Annotated in this window: 15 protein-coding genes; 8 read left to right on the forward strand and 7 right to left on the reverse strand. The window is 42.1% G+C overall.

Features of this window, described 5'->3' with window-relative positions; genetic code table 11:
• The first annotated feature begins 583 nt into the window (after nt 1-583).
• The 5 genes from pgsB (at nt 584) to C6W21_RS12260 (ending at nt 4,918) form a co-directional block, all read left to right on the forward strand.
• Complete coding sequence (pgsB, locus tag C6W21_RS12245; RefSeq protein ID WP_106050590.1) at nt 584-1,765, forward strand: poly-gamma-glutamate synthase PgsB; 1,182 nt, start codon at nt 584-586, stop codon at nt 1,763-1,765.
• 15 nt (nt 1,766-1,780) lie between these two features.
• The gene (gene pgsC / locus C6W21_RS12250; protein ID WP_012011488.1) at nt 1,781-2,230 is read left to right on the forward strand and encodes a poly-gamma-glutamate biosynthesis protein PgsC; all 450 of its coding nucleotides are present in this window, start codon (nt 1,781-1,783) and stop codon (nt 2,228-2,230) included.
• Between the two features lie 18 nt (nt 2,231-2,248).
• Nucleotides 2,249-3,415: a CapA family protein gene (locus C6W21_RS12255; RefSeq protein WP_106056376.1), complete on the forward strand. Its 1,167-nt coding sequence runs from the start codon at nt 2,249-2,251 to the stop codon at nt 3,413-3,415.
• Nucleotides 3,412-3,582, forward strand: coding sequence for an extrachromosomal elements maintenance protein EdmS (edmS, locus tag C6W21_RS19040; protein ID WP_008343253.1), 171 nt, complete (start codon nt 3,412-3,414; stop codon nt 3,580-3,582). The genes C6W21_RS12255 and edmS overlap by 4 nt, the downstream gene beginning before the upstream one ends.
• A 106-nt stretch (nt 3,583-3,688) precedes the next feature.
• On the forward strand, nt 3,689-4,918 hold the full coding sequence (locus tag C6W21_RS12260) for a C40 family peptidase (RefSeq protein ID WP_106056378.1): 1,230 nt from the start codon (nt 3,689-3,691) through the stop codon (nt 4,916-4,918).
• Nucleotides 4,919-4,974: 56 nt separating this feature from the next.
• Here C6W21_RS12260 and C6W21_RS12265 read toward each other — a convergent pair whose 3' ends face one another.
• Nucleotides 4,975-5,856, reverse strand: a complete 882-nt coding sequence (locus C6W21_RS12265; protein ID WP_189318187.1) for a Cof-type HAD-IIB family hydrolase — start codon at nt 5,854-5,856, stop codon at nt 4,975-4,977.
• Nucleotides 5,857-6,258: 402 nt separating this feature from the next.
• Nucleotides 6,259-7,224 (reverse strand): LCP family protein, encoded by a 966-nt coding sequence (locus C6W21_RS12270; RefSeq protein WP_106050594.1) that lies wholly within the window; start codon nt 7,222-7,224, stop codon nt 6,259-6,261.
• Between the two features lie 271 nt (nt 7,225-7,495).
• Between C6W21_RS12270 and C6W21_RS12275 the strand changes: the two genes are divergently transcribed.
• Complete coding sequence (locus C6W21_RS12275) at nt 7,496-8,860, forward strand: sugar porter family MFS transporter (protein WP_106056382.1); 1,365 nt, start codon at nt 7,496-7,498, stop codon at nt 8,858-8,860.
• Nucleotides 8,861-8,983: 123 nt separating this feature from the next.
• Nucleotides 8,984-10,381, forward strand: coding sequence for a bifunctional glycosyltransferase family 2 protein/class I SAM-dependent methyltransferase (locus C6W21_RS12280; protein WP_106056384.1), 1,398 nt, complete (start codon nt 8,984-8,986; stop codon nt 10,379-10,381).
• A gap of 12 nt (nt 10,382-10,393) precedes the next feature.
• Here the strand turns inward: C6W21_RS12280 and C6W21_RS12285 are convergent, their stop codons facing one another.
• The 5 genes from C6W21_RS12285 to kduI form a co-directional block, all read right to left on the reverse strand.
• The gene (locus tag C6W21_RS12285) at nt 10,394-11,539 is read right to left on the reverse strand and encodes a Ger(x)C family spore germination protein (protein WP_106056386.1); all 1,146 of its coding nucleotides are present in this window, start codon (nt 11,537-11,539) and stop codon (nt 10,394-10,396) included.
• Nucleotides 11,536-12,636: a GerAB/ArcD/ProY family transporter gene (locus C6W21_RS12290; RefSeq protein ID WP_106056388.1), complete on the reverse strand. Its 1,101-nt coding sequence runs from the start codon at nt 12,634-12,636 to the stop codon at nt 11,536-11,538. The genes C6W21_RS12285 and C6W21_RS12290 overlap by 4 nt, the downstream gene beginning before the upstream one ends.
• A gap of 3 nt (nt 12,637-12,639) precedes the next feature.
• On the reverse strand, nt 12,640-14,106 hold the full coding sequence (locus C6W21_RS12295) for a spore germination protein (protein ID WP_106056390.1): 1,467 nt from the start codon (nt 14,104-14,106) through the stop codon (nt 12,640-12,642).
• A 107-nt stretch (nt 14,107-14,213) separates the two neighbouring features.
• On the reverse strand, nt 14,214-14,987 hold the full coding sequence (gene kduD, locus C6W21_RS12300) for a 2-dehydro-3-deoxy-D-gluconate 5-dehydrogenase KduD (RefSeq protein WP_106056392.1): 774 nt from the start codon (nt 14,985-14,987) through the stop codon (nt 14,214-14,216).
• 4 nt (nt 14,988-14,991) lie between these two features.
• On the reverse strand, nt 14,992-15,819 hold the full coding sequence (gene kduI, locus C6W21_RS12305; RefSeq protein ID WP_106056394.1) for a 5-dehydro-4-deoxy-D-glucuronate isomerase: 828 nt from the start codon (nt 15,817-15,819) through the stop codon (nt 14,992-14,994).
• A gap of 262 nt (nt 15,820-16,081) precedes the next feature.
• Between kduI and C6W21_RS12310 the strand changes: the two genes are divergently transcribed.
• Nucleotides 16,082-17,092 (forward strand): LacI family DNA-binding transcriptional regulator, encoded by a 1,011-nt coding sequence (locus C6W21_RS12310; RefSeq protein ID WP_106050602.1) that lies wholly within the window; start codon nt 16,082-16,084, stop codon nt 17,090-17,092.
• Nucleotides 17,093-17,154 lie beyond the last annotated feature (62 nt).

Genomic DNA, 17,154 nt, shown 5'->3' on the forward strand with positions numbered 1-17,154 from the left:
TCATTGTTTAGGCCATAAGGAGTGAATATCGTAAAAAGAAGGTATTTCGAAATGATCAATAGTTTACATCTTATTCCAATTTTTTGTGACCTGAAAATAAGCATATGACTTGATTTTTTTAGAGGTGACCTTTGTCATAGGTCAACGTGTAGCGTTCTGACCGATGAGGATGACTTTCTAACCTGTTCTTTCAAAAATTGAAAACATTCCAGAACACGCACTATTCATTTAAAGCGCTGATATGACTGATCTTATAGAGTTTAAAGGGCTTTAAAACATTGATTCGAAATACATCTTAATAATTGTCAAAAAATTTAGGGAGAAAAGGACAAAAGATTTTTTGATGCTTGATGGTAACGCTTTCTCTCGATAGAAGCCGAAATTCATGCCGATTTTTGTCCGCCTTTTGGCCTTTTCATTTAAAGAGGGGCTAGGCAAATTCGCCTTCTGATTAGAGGAATTTGGCATACGAGGAAGTGAAAGATTATGTTACATAATACCGATTGTGATTTTATGCTGAACAGATATACTGTTGATTGAATTTACATATCACACTCATAAAAAAAGGAGATGTAGATAAGCGATGTGGTTAATCGTTATAGCCTGTGTCATCATGTTAGGGATTGGCTTTATTGAAAAGAAGCGTCACCAGAAAAATATCGATGCCCTGCCGGTGCGCGTCAATATTAATGGTATTCGCGGAAAGTCTACCGTGACAAGATTGACAACCGGTATCTTAATGGAGGCAGGTTATAAAACTGTCGGCAAAACAACGGGAACAGATGCAAGAATGATTTATTGGGATACGCCAGAGGAGAAACCGATTAAAAGGAAACCGCAAGGACCGAATATCGGTGAGCAGAAGGAAGTTATGAGAGAAACCGTTGAAAGAGGAGCAAATGCCATCGTCAGTGAATGTATGGCGGTAAATCCAGATTACCAAATTATCTTTCAGGAAGAGCTGCTTCAAGCGAATATTGGCGTGATCGTAAACGTTCTTGAAGATCATATGGACGTAATGGGGCCGACACTTGATGAAATAGCAGAAGCCTTTACAGCGACAATTCCTTACAATGGACACTTGGTTATTACGGATAGTGAATATACGGAATTTTTTAAAGAGATTGCGAAAAAACGCAATACAGAAGTCATTGTTGCAGATAATTCCAAGATTTCTGATGAGTATTTACGGAAATTTGAGTACATGGTCTTCCCAGATAATGCCTCACTTGCACTTGGTGTTGCACAGGCATTAGGAATTGATGAAGATACAGCATTCAGAGGAATGTTAAATGCACCGCCTGATCCAGGAGCGATGAGAATTCTTCCATTAATGGACGCGAAAACACCTGGACACTTTGTAAATGGTTTTGCGGCAAATGACGCATCATCTACATTGAACATTTGGAAGCGTGTGAAAGAAATTGGATATCCAACAGATGAACCGATTATTATCATGAACTGCCGTGCGGATCGTGTAGATAGAACGATCCAGTTTGCGGAGGATGTACTTCCTTATATTGAAGCAAGTGATCTTGTCTTAATTGGTGAAACAACAGATCCAATTGTGAAGGCATATGAGGATGGAAAAATTCCAGCTGACCACTTACACAACCTTGAATATCAATCTACAGAAGAAATTATGAACATGCTTAAGAAAAAGCTTCATAATCGAGTGGTTTATGGAGTCGGCAATATTCATGGTGCCGCTGAACCGTTAATCGAAAAAATTCAAGAATACAAAATTAAGCAGCTTGTCAGCTAGGAGGAAATATAGAAAATGTTCGGATCAGATCTTTATATCTCGTTAATTTTAGGTGTTCTACTTAGTTTAATCTTTGCAGAAAAAACAGGAATCGTACCAGCTGGACTCGTTGTCCCAGGTTATCTGGCGCTTGTATTTAACCAGCCAGTCTTCATTTTAGTTGTCTTATCTGTCAGCTTGCTTACGTATGTCATCGTGCGCTTTGGTTTATCGAAATTTATGATTTTATACGGACGCAGAAAGTTTGCTGCGATGCTGATTACAGGGATTGCCTTAAAGCTTGTATTTGATTTCTTCTATCCAGTGGTTCCGTTTGAAATAGCAGAATTCCGCGGAATCGGTATTATCGTTCCTGGATTGATTGCGAATACGATTCAAAAGCAAGGTCTTACGATTACCCTTGGAAGCACGTTACTTCTAAGTGGTGCAACATTTGCCATCATGTATGTTTACTATCTATTTTAAGATAAGGTGTGTCCAATGATGAATAAAAAATTGAGCTTTCAGGAAAAGCTGCTGAAAATCACAAAGAACCAAAAGAAAAAGACGAATAAACATGTACTGATTGCTTTACCGATTGTCATTGCTTGTACATTTCTATTTACGTTTATCGGGAAGGCACAAGTGCCAACTGTACAAAAGAATCCAGAAAACATCCTGACCGCTTCGTTTGTCGGTGATATTATGTTTGGAAGAAACGTAGAGAAAGTAACAGACCGTTATGGAAAACAGCATCTCTTTCGCTACGCCAAGCCATATTTTGATGTGTCAGATTATGTGACTGGTAACTTTGAGCATCCAGTCGCATCAGACCGGGAACAAGCGGCACAAAAGAATATTCATTTGAGAACAGACGAAGATTCTGTCAAAGCGTTGAAGGATTTGAATTTCTCTGTATTAAACTTTGCGAATAACCATGCGGCAGACTATGGTGAAAAAGGGCTGAACAACACGATTGGTGCCTTTGAACATGCTGACATGGATTATACAGGCGCAGGCCGTAACCTTCAGGATGCGAAGCAGAACATTTCGTACAAAGAAGTAAATGGTGTCAAAATCGCTACACTTGGTTTTACTGATGTGTATGGGAAAGATTTTAAAGCAACGAATCGCCAGGCGGGTATCTTGCCAGCCGATCCATCTATCTTTATTCCGATGATTTCGCAGGCTGCTGAAAAGGCAGATATCGTCGTTGTTCATGCTCACTGGGGACAGGAGTACAACAATGAGGTAAACGATAGACAAAGAGAATTGGCAAGAGCGATGTCAAAGGCTGGGGCTGATATCATTATCGGTGCTCATCCGCACGTTCTTGAGCCAATGGAAGTCTATAACGGCACGGCGATCTTCTATAGCTTAGGGAACTTTATTTTTGACCAAGGCTGGTCAAGAACACGTGATTCTGCAATTGTTCAGTATCATCTGAATGAAGATGGAAAAGCGACATTTGAAGTTGTCCCAATGTACATCAAGGAAGCAACACCTGCTCCGGTTAAAGCAGGATCTTTTGAATCAAAATCCATTATTCGTATGCTGACAAATGGTACGAATGCGGATTGGAAAGAAAAAGACGGACACATTTTCTTTGAAGTAGATCACGCTGATAAAGTTAAACACTTAAAAGAAAACGGAGGGAAAGAGAAGAAATGAAATTCCTAAAAGCAAGCTGGCCGTTTGTTGCGTTAATTTTAGTCTTTGTCTTTATGTCTGCTTTTAAATTTAGTGACAGCCTCACAGATCATGAAAAACAAAAGATCTCGGTTGAAATGCAGAAAATCGAACAGCAAAAGCAGTCAAAAGCAGAAGCAAGTAAATAACTCTAAAGAGCATAGAGGGCACGCATTGCGTGCTCTTTTTTGTCGAAAAAAGGTGTAAAATGAAAGGTGTCATGTCGAAACTATAGAAAAAAGGAGGGGAAAGATCATGAAATGGAAAGAAATCTTGATTGGTGGGTGCGCGCTCGTAGGGCTGATGTTCATGTCTCAATCAGAAGTATCTGCTCAAGCATCGTCTCCTTTGGAGCAAGCGGAAAAGCTGATTGGAACACCTTATCATAAAGGAGGAACCGATCAAAAAACGGGCTTTGACGCATCTGGGTTTATTCAATATGTGTACAAGACATCAGGAGCATTTGATTTGCCGCGTAAGGTGATCGACCAGTATCAGATTGGAAAAAAGGTATCATGGGACAAAGCCCAGCCGGGTGACCTTGTATATTTTCGCAGCCTTGAAGAAACAAAGGATATCCCGACACATGTGGCGTTGTACGCTGGTAACGATCAGGTCATCCATATTACCCTCAGTCAAGGTGTGGTGAAAACAGATGTCAGCAAAAGCAAATACTGGACGGACCGTTTTTATGCCGTCAAACGACTGCCTGGCAAGCAGGAAATCTCTGATGACCGTCTTGTGAAAGATGCGATGAAATATGTAGGTATTCCTTATGTATTTGGTGCAGCAGACCCTAAGGTTGGCTTTGATTGTTCAGGTTTTTTACAATATTTATTTGAAAAGTCACTAGGGATTTATTTACCTCGAAGTGCTGAACAGCAGTGGATGGTTGGAGAAAAAGTGACATTAGAGGATATACGTCCTGGGGATTTTGTCTTTTTTAGCAACACATATAAGCCAGGCATTTCTCATGTAGGGATGTATATTGGGGGCGACCGTTTTATTCATGCGAGCCGTTCGGAAAGTGTCACGATTTCTTATTTGTCTGAATCGTATTGGCGCGAGAAATGGACAGGTGCGAAACGGTTAACAGAGCTGAAATTAGCAAAAGAAGACCCGATTGTCTCAAAAGCCGCTACGTATATTGGTGAAGTTCCTTATGTCAAAGGTGGTACGAATCCAAAGCAAGGCTTTGACACAGCAGGGTTCACACAGTACGTGTATCGAGAAGTGCTTGGTATTGGTATTGAGCTGCCTCGTTATGCGTCAGGTCAAGTCAAGGCAGGTACGCCTGTGAAACGTTCGGAGCTGAAGCCGGGAGACCTCGTTTTCTTTAGTGGCACGTCATTGATGCCGGCGATTTATGCAGGATCAAATCAAGTTATTCATATGACCGTCTCAAATGGTGTCGTGCTTACGAATATGAAAACAAGTACGTACTGGAAGAATAAATATGAGACGGCTATTAGAATCAAAAAATAAAGAAAAAGCCCGATTAACGCTCGTATCGGACTTTTAGACTTTTCTCTAGGCGCTGATCAGACAAGCGTCTTTTTTTCGTGGAATTGATTTTGTAAAAGCAAATCAATAAAGTAAGCAACACCGTCTTCATGATTGCCTTTTGTGATGTAGGTGCTCTTTTCTTTAATGACATCAACGGCATTCCCCATTGCAATGCGGTGGCCTGCTTCCTCAAACATGGATAGATCGTTGGGGCTGTCGCCAATCGCATAAATATGTGAGCGGTCTACGTCATAATAAGCTGCGAGCTTTTTAAGAGCATGTCCTTTCCCAGACTCTTTTGGAAGTACCTCAATGATATGTTTTCCAGAAGAGGTCAATGAAAGCTCAGGCATTTCCGCGAGTAGATCTCGTGCTTCCTGTAATTTGTTCATATCAAATGAGAAGCAGAGTAATTTATAGGTCGCTTCATTCGACTCAAAAATCTGGCGAATATCATCTACTGGTTTGATGCCAAATTGTTTGAATTGAGTCATCGCTCCTTCCCATAAATCAGCTACATCCTCATTTGGGTTCGCACTTTTGATCACATCAAATTCTGCTTTCAGCTTCTCTTTTCCATCAAAAGGAGAGAGGAGCGCATCGTCCGTATAGACCTCAAAGTAAATGTTTCGTTCTACTAATACCTTAGCAGCTCGTTTTCCTGCTTCTTGGTCAAGGGTGATACGGCTGAAAAGTTTGTAACCTTCTGTATGAACGGTCCCGCCGTTTGCTGCAATAATCGGGATGTCCAAATCGCCAAGCAGCTCCTTTACATCAAAAGTCGCCCGCCCTGTACAGATGGTGACAATATATCCCGCTTCTTTCGCACGAATCAATGCCTCCCGGTTTTGAGCAGATATTTCACTTTTTGTATTTAAAAGTGTACCGTCTAAATCAATCGCAATCATTTTTTTCATCGCTGTCAAATCCTCCTTCATGCATGCAATAGCCTCTTCAAAGTATGTACGATTTCCTTCATTATCATAAGCAATAGGATGCTTGTTCCTCTCTATCAAGGCTAAACAAAAATGACCGAATGATCAAGGGAATAAGCCAAAGGGCTAAAATCTTCATCATCGTCAACAAGTAAAAAAGCGCCCCTTTGGGACGCTTTCAGCGTGTAGACAAACCCTCGCATTCGGTGTCAGTCCTGTGCGCCGATGCTCACGAATATTAAATTCGCTCCGCTTCGGTGCTCGTCCTTCCTAGAGTGCAAAGGTTTTCTATCACGCTGAAAAGAAGACAAAGGGCTAAAATAAAACCCATTTTAGCCCTTTGTCAACAATCAAAAAAGCGCCCCCCTTTGGGACGCTTTCTGTTTATGATAATTCAAGCTGCTTCTTCAATTCAGTCTTCACTTCGTTTAGCTGGTTTTGATCCAATTGGTAATAATAAACCCCGTTTGGCTGATAATTAGAGCCTTTAAGCTGAATGGTATCAACCGATTTCAATGACGTCAGCAGCGGGAAAAGCCCGACTAGCTCTTTCATTGAAAGGTTGGTGGAGACATTCTCACCAAGTGTATCAATGATATTGTCATATGACGGAATAGACGTTAACGATTTTGATTTATCAAAAATGGCTTTTAATACTTCCATTTGACGCTGTCCGCGCATTAAATCACTATCTGCTTTTCTTGTTCTCACATATGCGAGAGCTTGATCACCATCTAGCGTATGAGTTCCTGTTTGAAGCTGTACCTTGCCCTTTGTATCTTTTAGAACCTGTTTGACAAGATATTCATCCTTGATGTTAATAGAAACCCCATTTAGTTCATTCACGATCTCTTTAAATGCTTTGAAATTACTCTGGATCACAAAATCAACCGGAATATCTAGTAAATCTTCGACTGTACTCAAGGTTAAATCTGCACCGCCAAATGCATGTGCATGCGTAATTTTGTCATAGCCATGCCCTGGAATATTCACATATGAGTCCCTTGGAATGCTTAATAATTTCACGGTTTTATTTGTACGATTGACTGTTGCTAAGACCATCGCGTCGCTTCGTGCTTGTTTCACTGTTTCGCCCGGTCTGCTGTCAATGCCAAGCAGCAAGACAGAAAAGCTGTCTTTCCCGGGATCGAATGCTTCAATCCGTTTCACAGATTGTGCACCGCGATCTAGAGATACTTGCGCTTTTTTGGCAGCATTTGTCACTTTGTAGTAGGCATAGCCTGTGACAGAAGCGGTTGTCAGTAAAAGAATACCGATGATAAACAGAGTGACTTTCACCCATGGCTTTAAACGCTTTTTTCCTTTGCGTTTCGTTCTAGATTGATCCATATATTTTAAACCCTCGCTATGATTTTTATAGTAAAGATGCCCTTCTTTTTGCTTACAAACTAAAACAAATATACCTTAAAACGGGATATAGTGCGACATTTTTTCCACTAACGCTTAATTGACGTTTCCTTATCTTAAAAAGTTTCAATGATACGCAAATGAAATATATTTGTCATAAAACATTGAAATGTTTGAAGTGACAGAAAGTGAGGAAAATGATTTTCCATAGAGAAACATCCAGTACATACAGAACAAAAGAGGGGTTATGAACATGAAAAATCGGAATGGATGGCTTTATTTCTTCGGCGCACTTGGCGGCGCCTTATATGGCTATGATACAGGTGTTATTTCTGGCGCCATCTTATTTATGAAAGAGGATTTAGGGTTAAACGCGTTTACAGAGGGACTTGTTGTCAGTTCGATTTTAATCGGGGCGATGCTTGGTTCCTCTCTTTCTGGTAAGCTGACAGACCAATTCGGGCGGAAAAAAGCCATCATCGCCGCAGCGATTTTGTTTATTATCGGCGGATTTGGTACAGCCCTTGCTCCGAATACGGAAGTGATGGTCTTATTCCGAATTGTACTAGGGCTTGCTGTCGGGTGCTCGACAACGATTGTTCCATTATATTTATCTGAACTTGCTCCAAAAGAATCTCGAGGTGCACTGTCCTCATTAAACCAGCTCATGATCACATTTGGTATTCTTCTCGCTTATATTGTGAACTACGCTTTAGCGGATGCAGAGGCATGGCGCCTGATGCTTGGAATTGCGGTCGTGCCTTCTGTGCTTTTATTATGTGGGATTTTGTTTATGCCAGAAAGTCCCCGCTGGCTGTTTGTCCATGGACAGGCAGACCGTGCGAAAGAGATATTATCTAATCTCAGAAAGAGTAAGCAAGAAGTTGAAGAAGAAATTTCAGATATTCAACAGGCAGAAAGTGAAGAAAAAGGCGGTTTTAAGGAATTATTTGAGCCATGGGTACGCCCAGCATTAATCGCTGGTGTCGGTCTTGCCTTTTTACAGCAGTTTATCGGAACCAATACGATTATTTACTATGCGCCAAAAACATTTACAAGCGTTGGCTTTGGTAATTCAGCGGCAATTTTAGGAACCGTCGGAATTGGGGCAGTGAATGTCGTCATGACGTTTGTGGCGATTAAAATCATTGACCGGGTAGGGCGTAAAGCACTGCTTCTGTTTGGGAATGCTGGCATGGTCCTAAGTTTAATTGTCCTGTCAGTGGTCAATCGATTTTTCGAGGGGTCAACAGCTGCAGGGTGGACAACCATTATTTGTTTAGGGCTCTTCATCGTCATCTTTGCCGTCAGCTGGGGGCCTGTCGTTTGGGTAATGCTTCCTGAGCTGTTCCCAGTACATGTCCGAGGAATCGGTACAGGTGTCTCTACCTTTCTCCTTCATACAGGGAATTTAATCATCTCGCTTACATTCCCAACTTTACTAAGCGCGATGGGTATTAGTAATCTTTTCCTCATTTACGCGGTCATCGGCGTAGGCACCTTCTTGTTTGTGAAATATTTGGTGACGGAAACGAAAGGGAAAAGTCTTGAAGAAATTGAAGAAGATTTAAAAAAGAGGAACCGTGCCATCGCAAGTGACGAAGGAAAAACGGTGTGAACAATGACCAACTGGTTTTTCTTTGTTAAACAAACGTTTAATTAAGAAAGGACAATCTCTCATCTTCTGAACGTGCTGCATATGACATACATATGGAACAGGCTGACGAAAGGTGGAAATGAGATGAAAGGAAAAACGAGCATTGTCATGCTGACGTACAATGAACTGCATTTAACGAAAAAATGTATCGACAGCATTAAGCAGCATACCGTAAGTGACCAATATGAACTCATCATCGTTGATAATGCGTCAACCGACGGTACGAAGGAATATGTGAGAGAGCTGAAAGATGTGATTTTCATTGAAAACACAGAGAATCAAGGCTTTGCAAAGGGCTGTAATCAAGGAGCGAAAAAAGCGACAGGAGATAGCATTCTCTTTTTAAATAATGACACGATCGTGACGGAAAACTGGCTTTCTCCATTAAAAGAGGCGTTACTTGCATCAGAACGGATTGGTATGGTAGGACCAGTCTCCAATTATGTGAGCGGTCCTCAAATGGTCGAGCCATCGTATACAGATGTGAAAGAGCTCCCGGCCTTTGCGAGGAATTATACGGCTGAGAGAAAAGGTCAGAGAACATATGTACATCGGCTTGTAGGTTTTTGTCTGCTTGTGAAAAGAGAGCTCATCGAGGATGTGGGATTATTTGATGAACGGTTCGTGTATGGATCATTTGAGGATGACGATCTTTGTTTGAGATCCTTGCTCAAGGGATATCAGCTGCAAATCGTCCACGATTCATTTGTGCATCATCACGGTCACGCAACCTTTCGTGCGAATGAAGAAACGAACATCTCTACACTGTTTGCAGAGAACAGGCTTCGGTTTTTAGATAAATGGGGCATTGATCTCAATCTGATGGCCCCTCATCCGTACTTTGCAGCTCTGCTGCCTGAAGACGCTGCTTGTGTGCTTGATGTGGGATGCGGTGAAGGGGCAACAGGACTTGAAATAATGAATCGGCAGTCTGTTGACATGTACGGGGTAGAGACCGATCCATTAAAAGCAGCAATCGCAAAGGCATATTACGAAGAAGTCATCGAGGCAAAAGCGGATGAGTACCCATGGTTAGAGAAAGAGGCCTTTTTTGATGCCATCATTTTTTCGGATGTTTTAGAGCATGTGTCAGATCCTTGGCACATCATTGAACAGGCGCACGCATCTTTAAAACCGGGCGGCGTGATCATTTGCTGCTTGCCCAACATGATGCATGCGGAGGTGCTTCTCCCGTTAATGACAGGGGATTTTACGTATCAAGATGTAGGCATTTTAGACCGAGGTCACCTGAGGTTCTTCACACCAAACACCATGCGTTCGCTTTTCCCGGACCATTTATTTGAACGGGTGAACGAGCAGCGGATCAATGTTCCGATTGATCAAAACGTCCAATTGTTTTTTGACGAGGTGGCGAGAGTAGGAGTGTCACTTGGCTTTCAAACAAAAGCGTTGTCTGAACAAGTAACTCTATATCAGCTTTTAATTGTCGTGAGTAAAAAAGGCGGATCCCCCTCGGGATAACCGCCTTTTGCATTACCATTTGAAGCTTTTCGTTGCACCTTCTGCCCCAAAGTTCAAAATGCTGACTTTGACATCATATTCGATATCCGCTTCTTGAAAGAGCGTATCCCACTCGTTTCGGTGTTTTTCCCAATAGTCAGGGTATTTAATACGAAACTGCCGGCTTAAAAATATGGGATCAACGCCCACCTCTTTTTGCACATGATGGACCGCTTTTTGAATTCGCTGTTTGATTTTGTTAGCAAAAATATGCTCAAATCTTTTGATGTACTGCTCATCGAAGGAATTTTCTGCAGGGTACTGATCTTCAGAGAGCTTTCCTTGGGTGTTGACATTAATTTTAAAGGAAATATGTCCATCTTTCAGATAGGGTTCAACCTTGGTTTTTGCTTTCTTAATTTCATACGTGATCGGAAAGTCTTTGTAGGTGGCAGGTACAACGCCGCCTGAAATTCGGTCCATCACCCAATTTAAAGATTGGACATCCTTCGCAGGGATGAAACCGATCAGTTTTCGTGTTTTTCCATCTATAATTCCTGCCCCATTATAAATAAGTTCACCGTTTATCGCATCTACACTTTGGACAAGGAAGCTAGCGCCCATCTGGAAGTAATCAGATGCCCGGCCAATACGGGTTGGCAGCAAAATCTTTCCGTTAAAGCTTCGGTTTTTGGATGTTTCAAAGATATGTTCAACCGGAATCTTTTGTTGTGATTTCAATTTTTGGTTGATCACTTTTGACGCATCATCTCGTGACACGAGAAGATAGCTGCTTCGCCGAACCTCATCATCTCGTATAAAATGATTGAGCGCTCCTTGAATATCGTGATGCTCTGCCTGATTTTTGCCGAACAAAAAGATTTTCAGATGATCACTATAAATCGGCGGGTCCTTTAAGGCGACATTACTGACAGCCTCCAGCACATTTTTTCCTTTTGAGACGACATTCACATAGCCAGGAGAATCCGCTTCTTGTGTCCCGCCCAATTTCGGCACAAGATTTTGATAGGTGAGCTTGATTCCTTGCTGATCTTCCTCGTCAATGCCAATGCCGCGCACAAATGATAATTTCTCAATATCCTTTAAATCCCAGCACCCTGCTGATAAAAGGAAAAGACAGCAGGATAAAAAGATGAACAATACACGCTTTCCTCTCATGCAGAACGACCTCCCCATTTTTTACGTATCATCAACAGAACAGCTGTAATAAAAGGAATGGCTAAAATCGCGAACAATGCGTAGCCGAGTAAAGTAGAGAAGTAAAAGACTTCATTGATATTTTTCGGAAAAAGGGAGAGTGCAGAGGTAATTAAAAACAGCAGCCATAGCAGTCCCGTTACATTGGTCGTCTTAAAGACTGTGTGGCACCCTTTAATGGCAAATTGGAAAAAGCCAAGCATGCAAATAAACTGCTGGCAAGTCCAGATCGTCAGTAAAAAAATATCAAATCGTTCAATGAAGACCCCTTCAAGTTCTAGTGCTTGAATGAGTGAGACAGTGGGCCAGGTGAGGGATTTCGTTTCTCCAACGGTCATGGAACCAATCACGATAAAGAGCGTGAGAGAATAGATAAGAGAAGTAATTCCGACCCCGATTGCAGCGGCCCATTTCGCCTTCGACCATTTGTCTTTATAAATGAGTGGTACAACAAACAAAATGACCTCAAAGCCTGTAAATTGAATAAATGTTTGAGAGAACAAATTACTGAAATCTTTAAACCCGTGCGCCATCACCGGGCGTAAGTAATCAAAATCGAATATTTTCAAACTAAACAGCATGAGCCCAATATAAATGATCATCGTTATCGGATATATGTATGTCACCATTTTCACTATTGGAAAGATACCACTTTTCAAATGATAGATAGCCACAAGAAGAAAAATCATCACAATCACTGCCATAGGAGTCGATTGCAGCAGGAAAAACTGAACAACCTCCCCGAGAACACGCGCTTCAAAGCCGACAATGCCTAGTAAATAGGCAATCAGCATTAAGTTAAAGAACGTGCCAAAGATTGCACCGGCTCCTTTAGTATTTGACTCAAAAATGGTGTCAGGTGCATTTTTTTCAGCAATCCATCCTAACAAAAAAGCAACGAATGCAAAGATGACTCCCTGTATCAATACAATGATCCAGCCATCAGGGAACCCTGAATCGGCAGAACTGCGTGGAATGGTTAAAATTCCAGCGCCTATCATTGTAGAGCTGCACAGAATGGTGACTTGTAACAATGATAGCTTCTCAGCTCTGTACATCGTTTAATCTCCTTGTCTTTTGAGATTTTTTATTTTTGCTGTTTTCGGTCTCGATTTAAATAGACCAATTGGTAAACGTACATACGTATCCTTTAAATCTGAAAACGGTGAGGACAAAACAGGTGTGAAATAGTCAAAACCAAAGGTCTTTAATTGCATCAGGTGACAAAGCACAAATAAATAACACATGATTAAGCCATATAACCCAAACATCGCTGAACTGAAAATGGCCATAAACCGCAAGATACGCAGCGGGAAACTAAAGTCATACGAAGGGGCAGTGAAATCGGCTAAGGCGGTCAGCGACACGATAATCACCATTAACGCACTGACGATATTGGCTTGGACAGCCGCCTGACCAATGATGACGCCGCCAATGAGCCCAATTGTCTGCCCGATGGCTCTAGGAAGCCGAAGGCCAGCTTCTCGCAGCAGCTCAATCGTAAAAGACATAAGAATCGCCTCGACCACAGGAGGAAACGGAACATTCTGCCGGCTGCCTGCGATGGTAATTGCCATTCGTGTTGGTAATAAACCGGGGTGATAAGAGACAAGAGCGATATAGAGCCCTGGTAAAAAAATCGTTAACAGTACGGCAAAATACCGGAGTAGGCGCAAAAGAGTCGCACTTGTCCATCTTTGATAATAATCCTCCGGTGATTGCATCAAGGCTGTAAGTGTCATAGGCATGATGAGGGCAAAAGGTGTGCCGTCGAGCAAAATGGAGACTTTGCCTTCAAGCACGGATGCGATCACCCTGTCAGGACGTTCTGTGTTTTGAATCTGCGGAAAAATGGAGATGTGACTGTCCTCAATCAGCTGTTCAATATAACCGGTTTCAGGGATGTCATCCATTTTGATTTCGGTCATGCGTGATAGAACATCTTCTACTAATTTGGGATCAACAATATCACGAACGTACACAAGGACAGCAGACTTTTTATTGCGAGTACCTACATTTACCTTTTGAATGACAAGGTTAGGGTCGTTTGCCCGCTCACGGATTAAAGCCGTGTTTTTTTCAAGATTTTCAATAAAACCGATCCGCGGCCCTCTTACAAGTACTTCCGATTGCGGCTCTGCTACTTCTCTAAATTGAAAAAGGTTCGTTTGGAGCGCAAGTGCTTGAGCCGCGCCATCTATAAATAAAATAGCCCTGCCGCTATATAACTGCTCGATGGCAAGGTTCATATCCTCCAGCACGTCATTTTGTATGCCAAAGAACGTTTTAGACAGGGAGGAAAGCGTAGTAGGATCAACCTCGGTGATGTCCAGTTCCTTTTGCATGGGTGAAATGATTTGCTTGGAAAGCATCTCAAATTCTGTGAGTCCTTCAACGTACATGAGACACGCAGAGATAGCGGAAGGGCCAAATGAAAATGAGTGGAACACGATATCATCACTTTTCCCAGCAAAGCTTTTGACGCGCTTGATGACGGATGCTATATCTTGTTCAATACGACTTTTCATAATACCTCACCCTCATGTCATGTTTTTTTATAGAGTGACTCGGAAGGAGGAGAATTATGCAAATAGAAAAAAGAGAATCCCTAAAAATAGGAATTCTCCCGATAGATTTATCTCGCAAGCCAGCCGCCATCAACAGCTAAAATGTGACCGTTCATATAATCAGAGGCTGGTGAGCTTAGGAAAACAGCAGCACCGGCTAGATCCTCGGGCTTTCCCCAGCGCCCGGCAGGGATTCGTTTGAGTATCTCTTCATTTCGATTCTCATCGTCCCGAATGGCTTGCGTGTTATTGGTCGCAATGTAACCCGGAGCGATCGCATTCACTTGTATATACTGGTTCGCCCATTCGTTTGCAAAAGCCTTCGTCAGCCCTGCGACTGCGTGTTTACTTGCTGTATAAGCGGGGACAAAGACGCCGCCTTGAAACGATAGAAGGGAGGCAATATTCACGATTTTCCCTTGCCCGTTTTTCAGCATCTGCTGTCCAACCTTTTGGGTGAGAAAAAAGAGACTGTTGATATTCACATTCATGACCGTATGCCAATCTTCCTCTGAATAATGAGCGGCCTGCTCTCTTTTAATGGTTCCAACATTATTGATTAAAATATCGATCGTATGCTTTTGTAACATGGCATCGACAGCCTGTTTTGCCGTTTGAGGATCGGAAAAGTCAACCTGAACTGCATGAAACGATCGGCCCGTCTGTTCGACTAGTGCTTTCGTTTCCTCAAGCGGTGTGTGATGGTATGTGCCGATGATATTTGCGCCTGACCTGGCAAGCGCCACAGCAATGCCCTGCCCAATGCCGGTTCCAGGTCCTGTCACAAGAGCTGTTTTGCCTTCAAGAGAAAAGAGGGACGCTACATAGGATGCTGTCGTCATCACATTACCTCAGCTGGTCCATTGGGACAAAATCCATATCTTTGAACGTATAGTTCTCGCCTGCCATCGCCCAAATAAATGAATAATTCGCTGTACCCGAGCCTGAATGAATAGACCAGGCAGGAGAAATGACCGCTTCCTCATTGGCAACAACGAGATGTCTTGTTTCAGATGGCTCTCCCATAAAATGAAAGACACGTGCATCTTCTTCGATATCAAGATATAAGTAAACTTCCATACGCCGATCATGAATATGAGCGGGCATCGTATTCCACGTGTTATTGGTTTCCAGCTGAGTCATTCCCATCATGAGCTGACAGCTTTGGATGCCGTTTGCATGGATGACTTGATACAGGTTTCGTACGTTTGAAGCAGACGCTTCCCCTAAGTGGTTCGGTGTTAATTTAGTGATGGCTGCTTTTTGTGTAGGGTACGCTTGATGAGCCGTGGCTGATACAAGATAGAACTTGGCTTCTTCGCCTGATGAACTAGCAAACTGTACATCTTTGTGTCCAAGTCCAATATATAAGAAATCTTTATGCTCCAGTACAAAGGTCTCACCATCGACAGTGACCGTTCCTTGTCCGCCGACATTCACAATGCCGATCTCTCGTCTTTCAAGGAAATACTCCGTACGTAAAAAGTCTCCGGCATCTAATTTGAGCGGCTCTGCTGCCGGTATGGCTCCGCCAATCACTACGCGATCCTCATGCGAATAGTAGAGCTTTAATTCACCACTGACGAATAGCGTAGGAATATGAAAATGACGACGAAGTTCCTCTGTTGTAAAACGTTTGACCTGCTCAGGGTGTACAGCATAACGATTTTCCATTTAAGATAAGCCTCCCTTTCCATCTGAAACAAAATATTGTTGTTTTATTTGGTATCGGTTTCAAGGAAAATTCTAGAGGAAAAAGAGAGTGTCGTCAACCGTTATTTTGAAATCGTTTTCTTTTTGTTTATTTAGATGATTTTTTGCCCTCTTCATGCAAAAAAATCTTCTGGAAAACATGAAATTATGATATGATCTTTTTAAGTTATTTGAAATCGGTTTCGAAACAAATGAGAAGACATTGATTGTGGGAGTTTTTTGAATGAAAGAGAAAAAGCAAACGAAAGTTACCATCAACGAAGTGGCCGCTTATGCAGGTGTTTCAAAATCAACTGTATCCAGATATATCAATGGCAAAACAAATGAAATTTCTACTGAAAAGGTAAAAAAAATCAAAAAAGCCATTGAGGAAATGCATTATCGTCCGAGTCAGCTCGCTCAAGGATTGAAAGTAAGAAAAAGCAAAGTCATTGGGTTTATTGTAGCCGACATTACGAATCCATTCTCTGTAGCGACACTTCGGGGAGTCGAAGAAATTTGTGATGAATATGGGTACAGCATTATGGTGTGCAACACAGATAACCGTCCAGAAAAAGAACGGGAAATGCTCCTTAAGCTGAATGCGCATTATATTGAAGGGCTCATCATCAATACGACAGGCAAGAACAATGACATTTTGCAGGATTTTAAGAAAAACGGTGTACCGATTGTCCTTGTTGACCGGAAATTACCTGAACTAAAAGTCGACACAGTGACAACGAATAACCGTGATATCACGATCCAGCTGCTTCAACAAATGTATGAGAAAGGCTATGAGCACATCGCCTTCTTTACCGAGCCGGTCGATGGGATTAGTCCTCGTGAAGAACGAAAAGAAGCATATGAACAGACAGCCATGAGTAAACATAAGAAGCCGCTCACTGTAGAAATTGATTTGAAGCATAAGGAACAATTGCGAGAAGAGCTTGTCCGTTTTGTACAATCAAACGAACAGAAAAAAGCGATTTTAGCAGCCAATGGATTACTCATGCTGAAGCTGATAAGTGAGCTTGTAGAGCTTGGGATAAAGATTCCAGAGGAGATAGGCATTGCAGGGTTTGATGATACAGAATGGTATAAGCTGATTGGGCCTGGAATTACAACGGTTGCCCAGCCATCTCATGAAATGGGGAAAGCAGCCATGCAAAAAATCAAGACACGGCTAGAAGGGGATGAAAGTGCGCCCCAAACCATTCAGCTTGATGGAGAAATCATCGTAAGAAAATCTTTATAAACGACAAACAGAGAAGAGTATACATACGTGGATGCTCTCTCTTTTTCAACTGATTTGAAACC

The sequence above is a fragment of the Bacillus sp. NMCN1 genome (assembly GCF_002998085.1).
Classification (GTDB): domain Bacteria; phylum Bacillota; class Bacilli; order Bacillales; family Bacillaceae; genus Bacillus.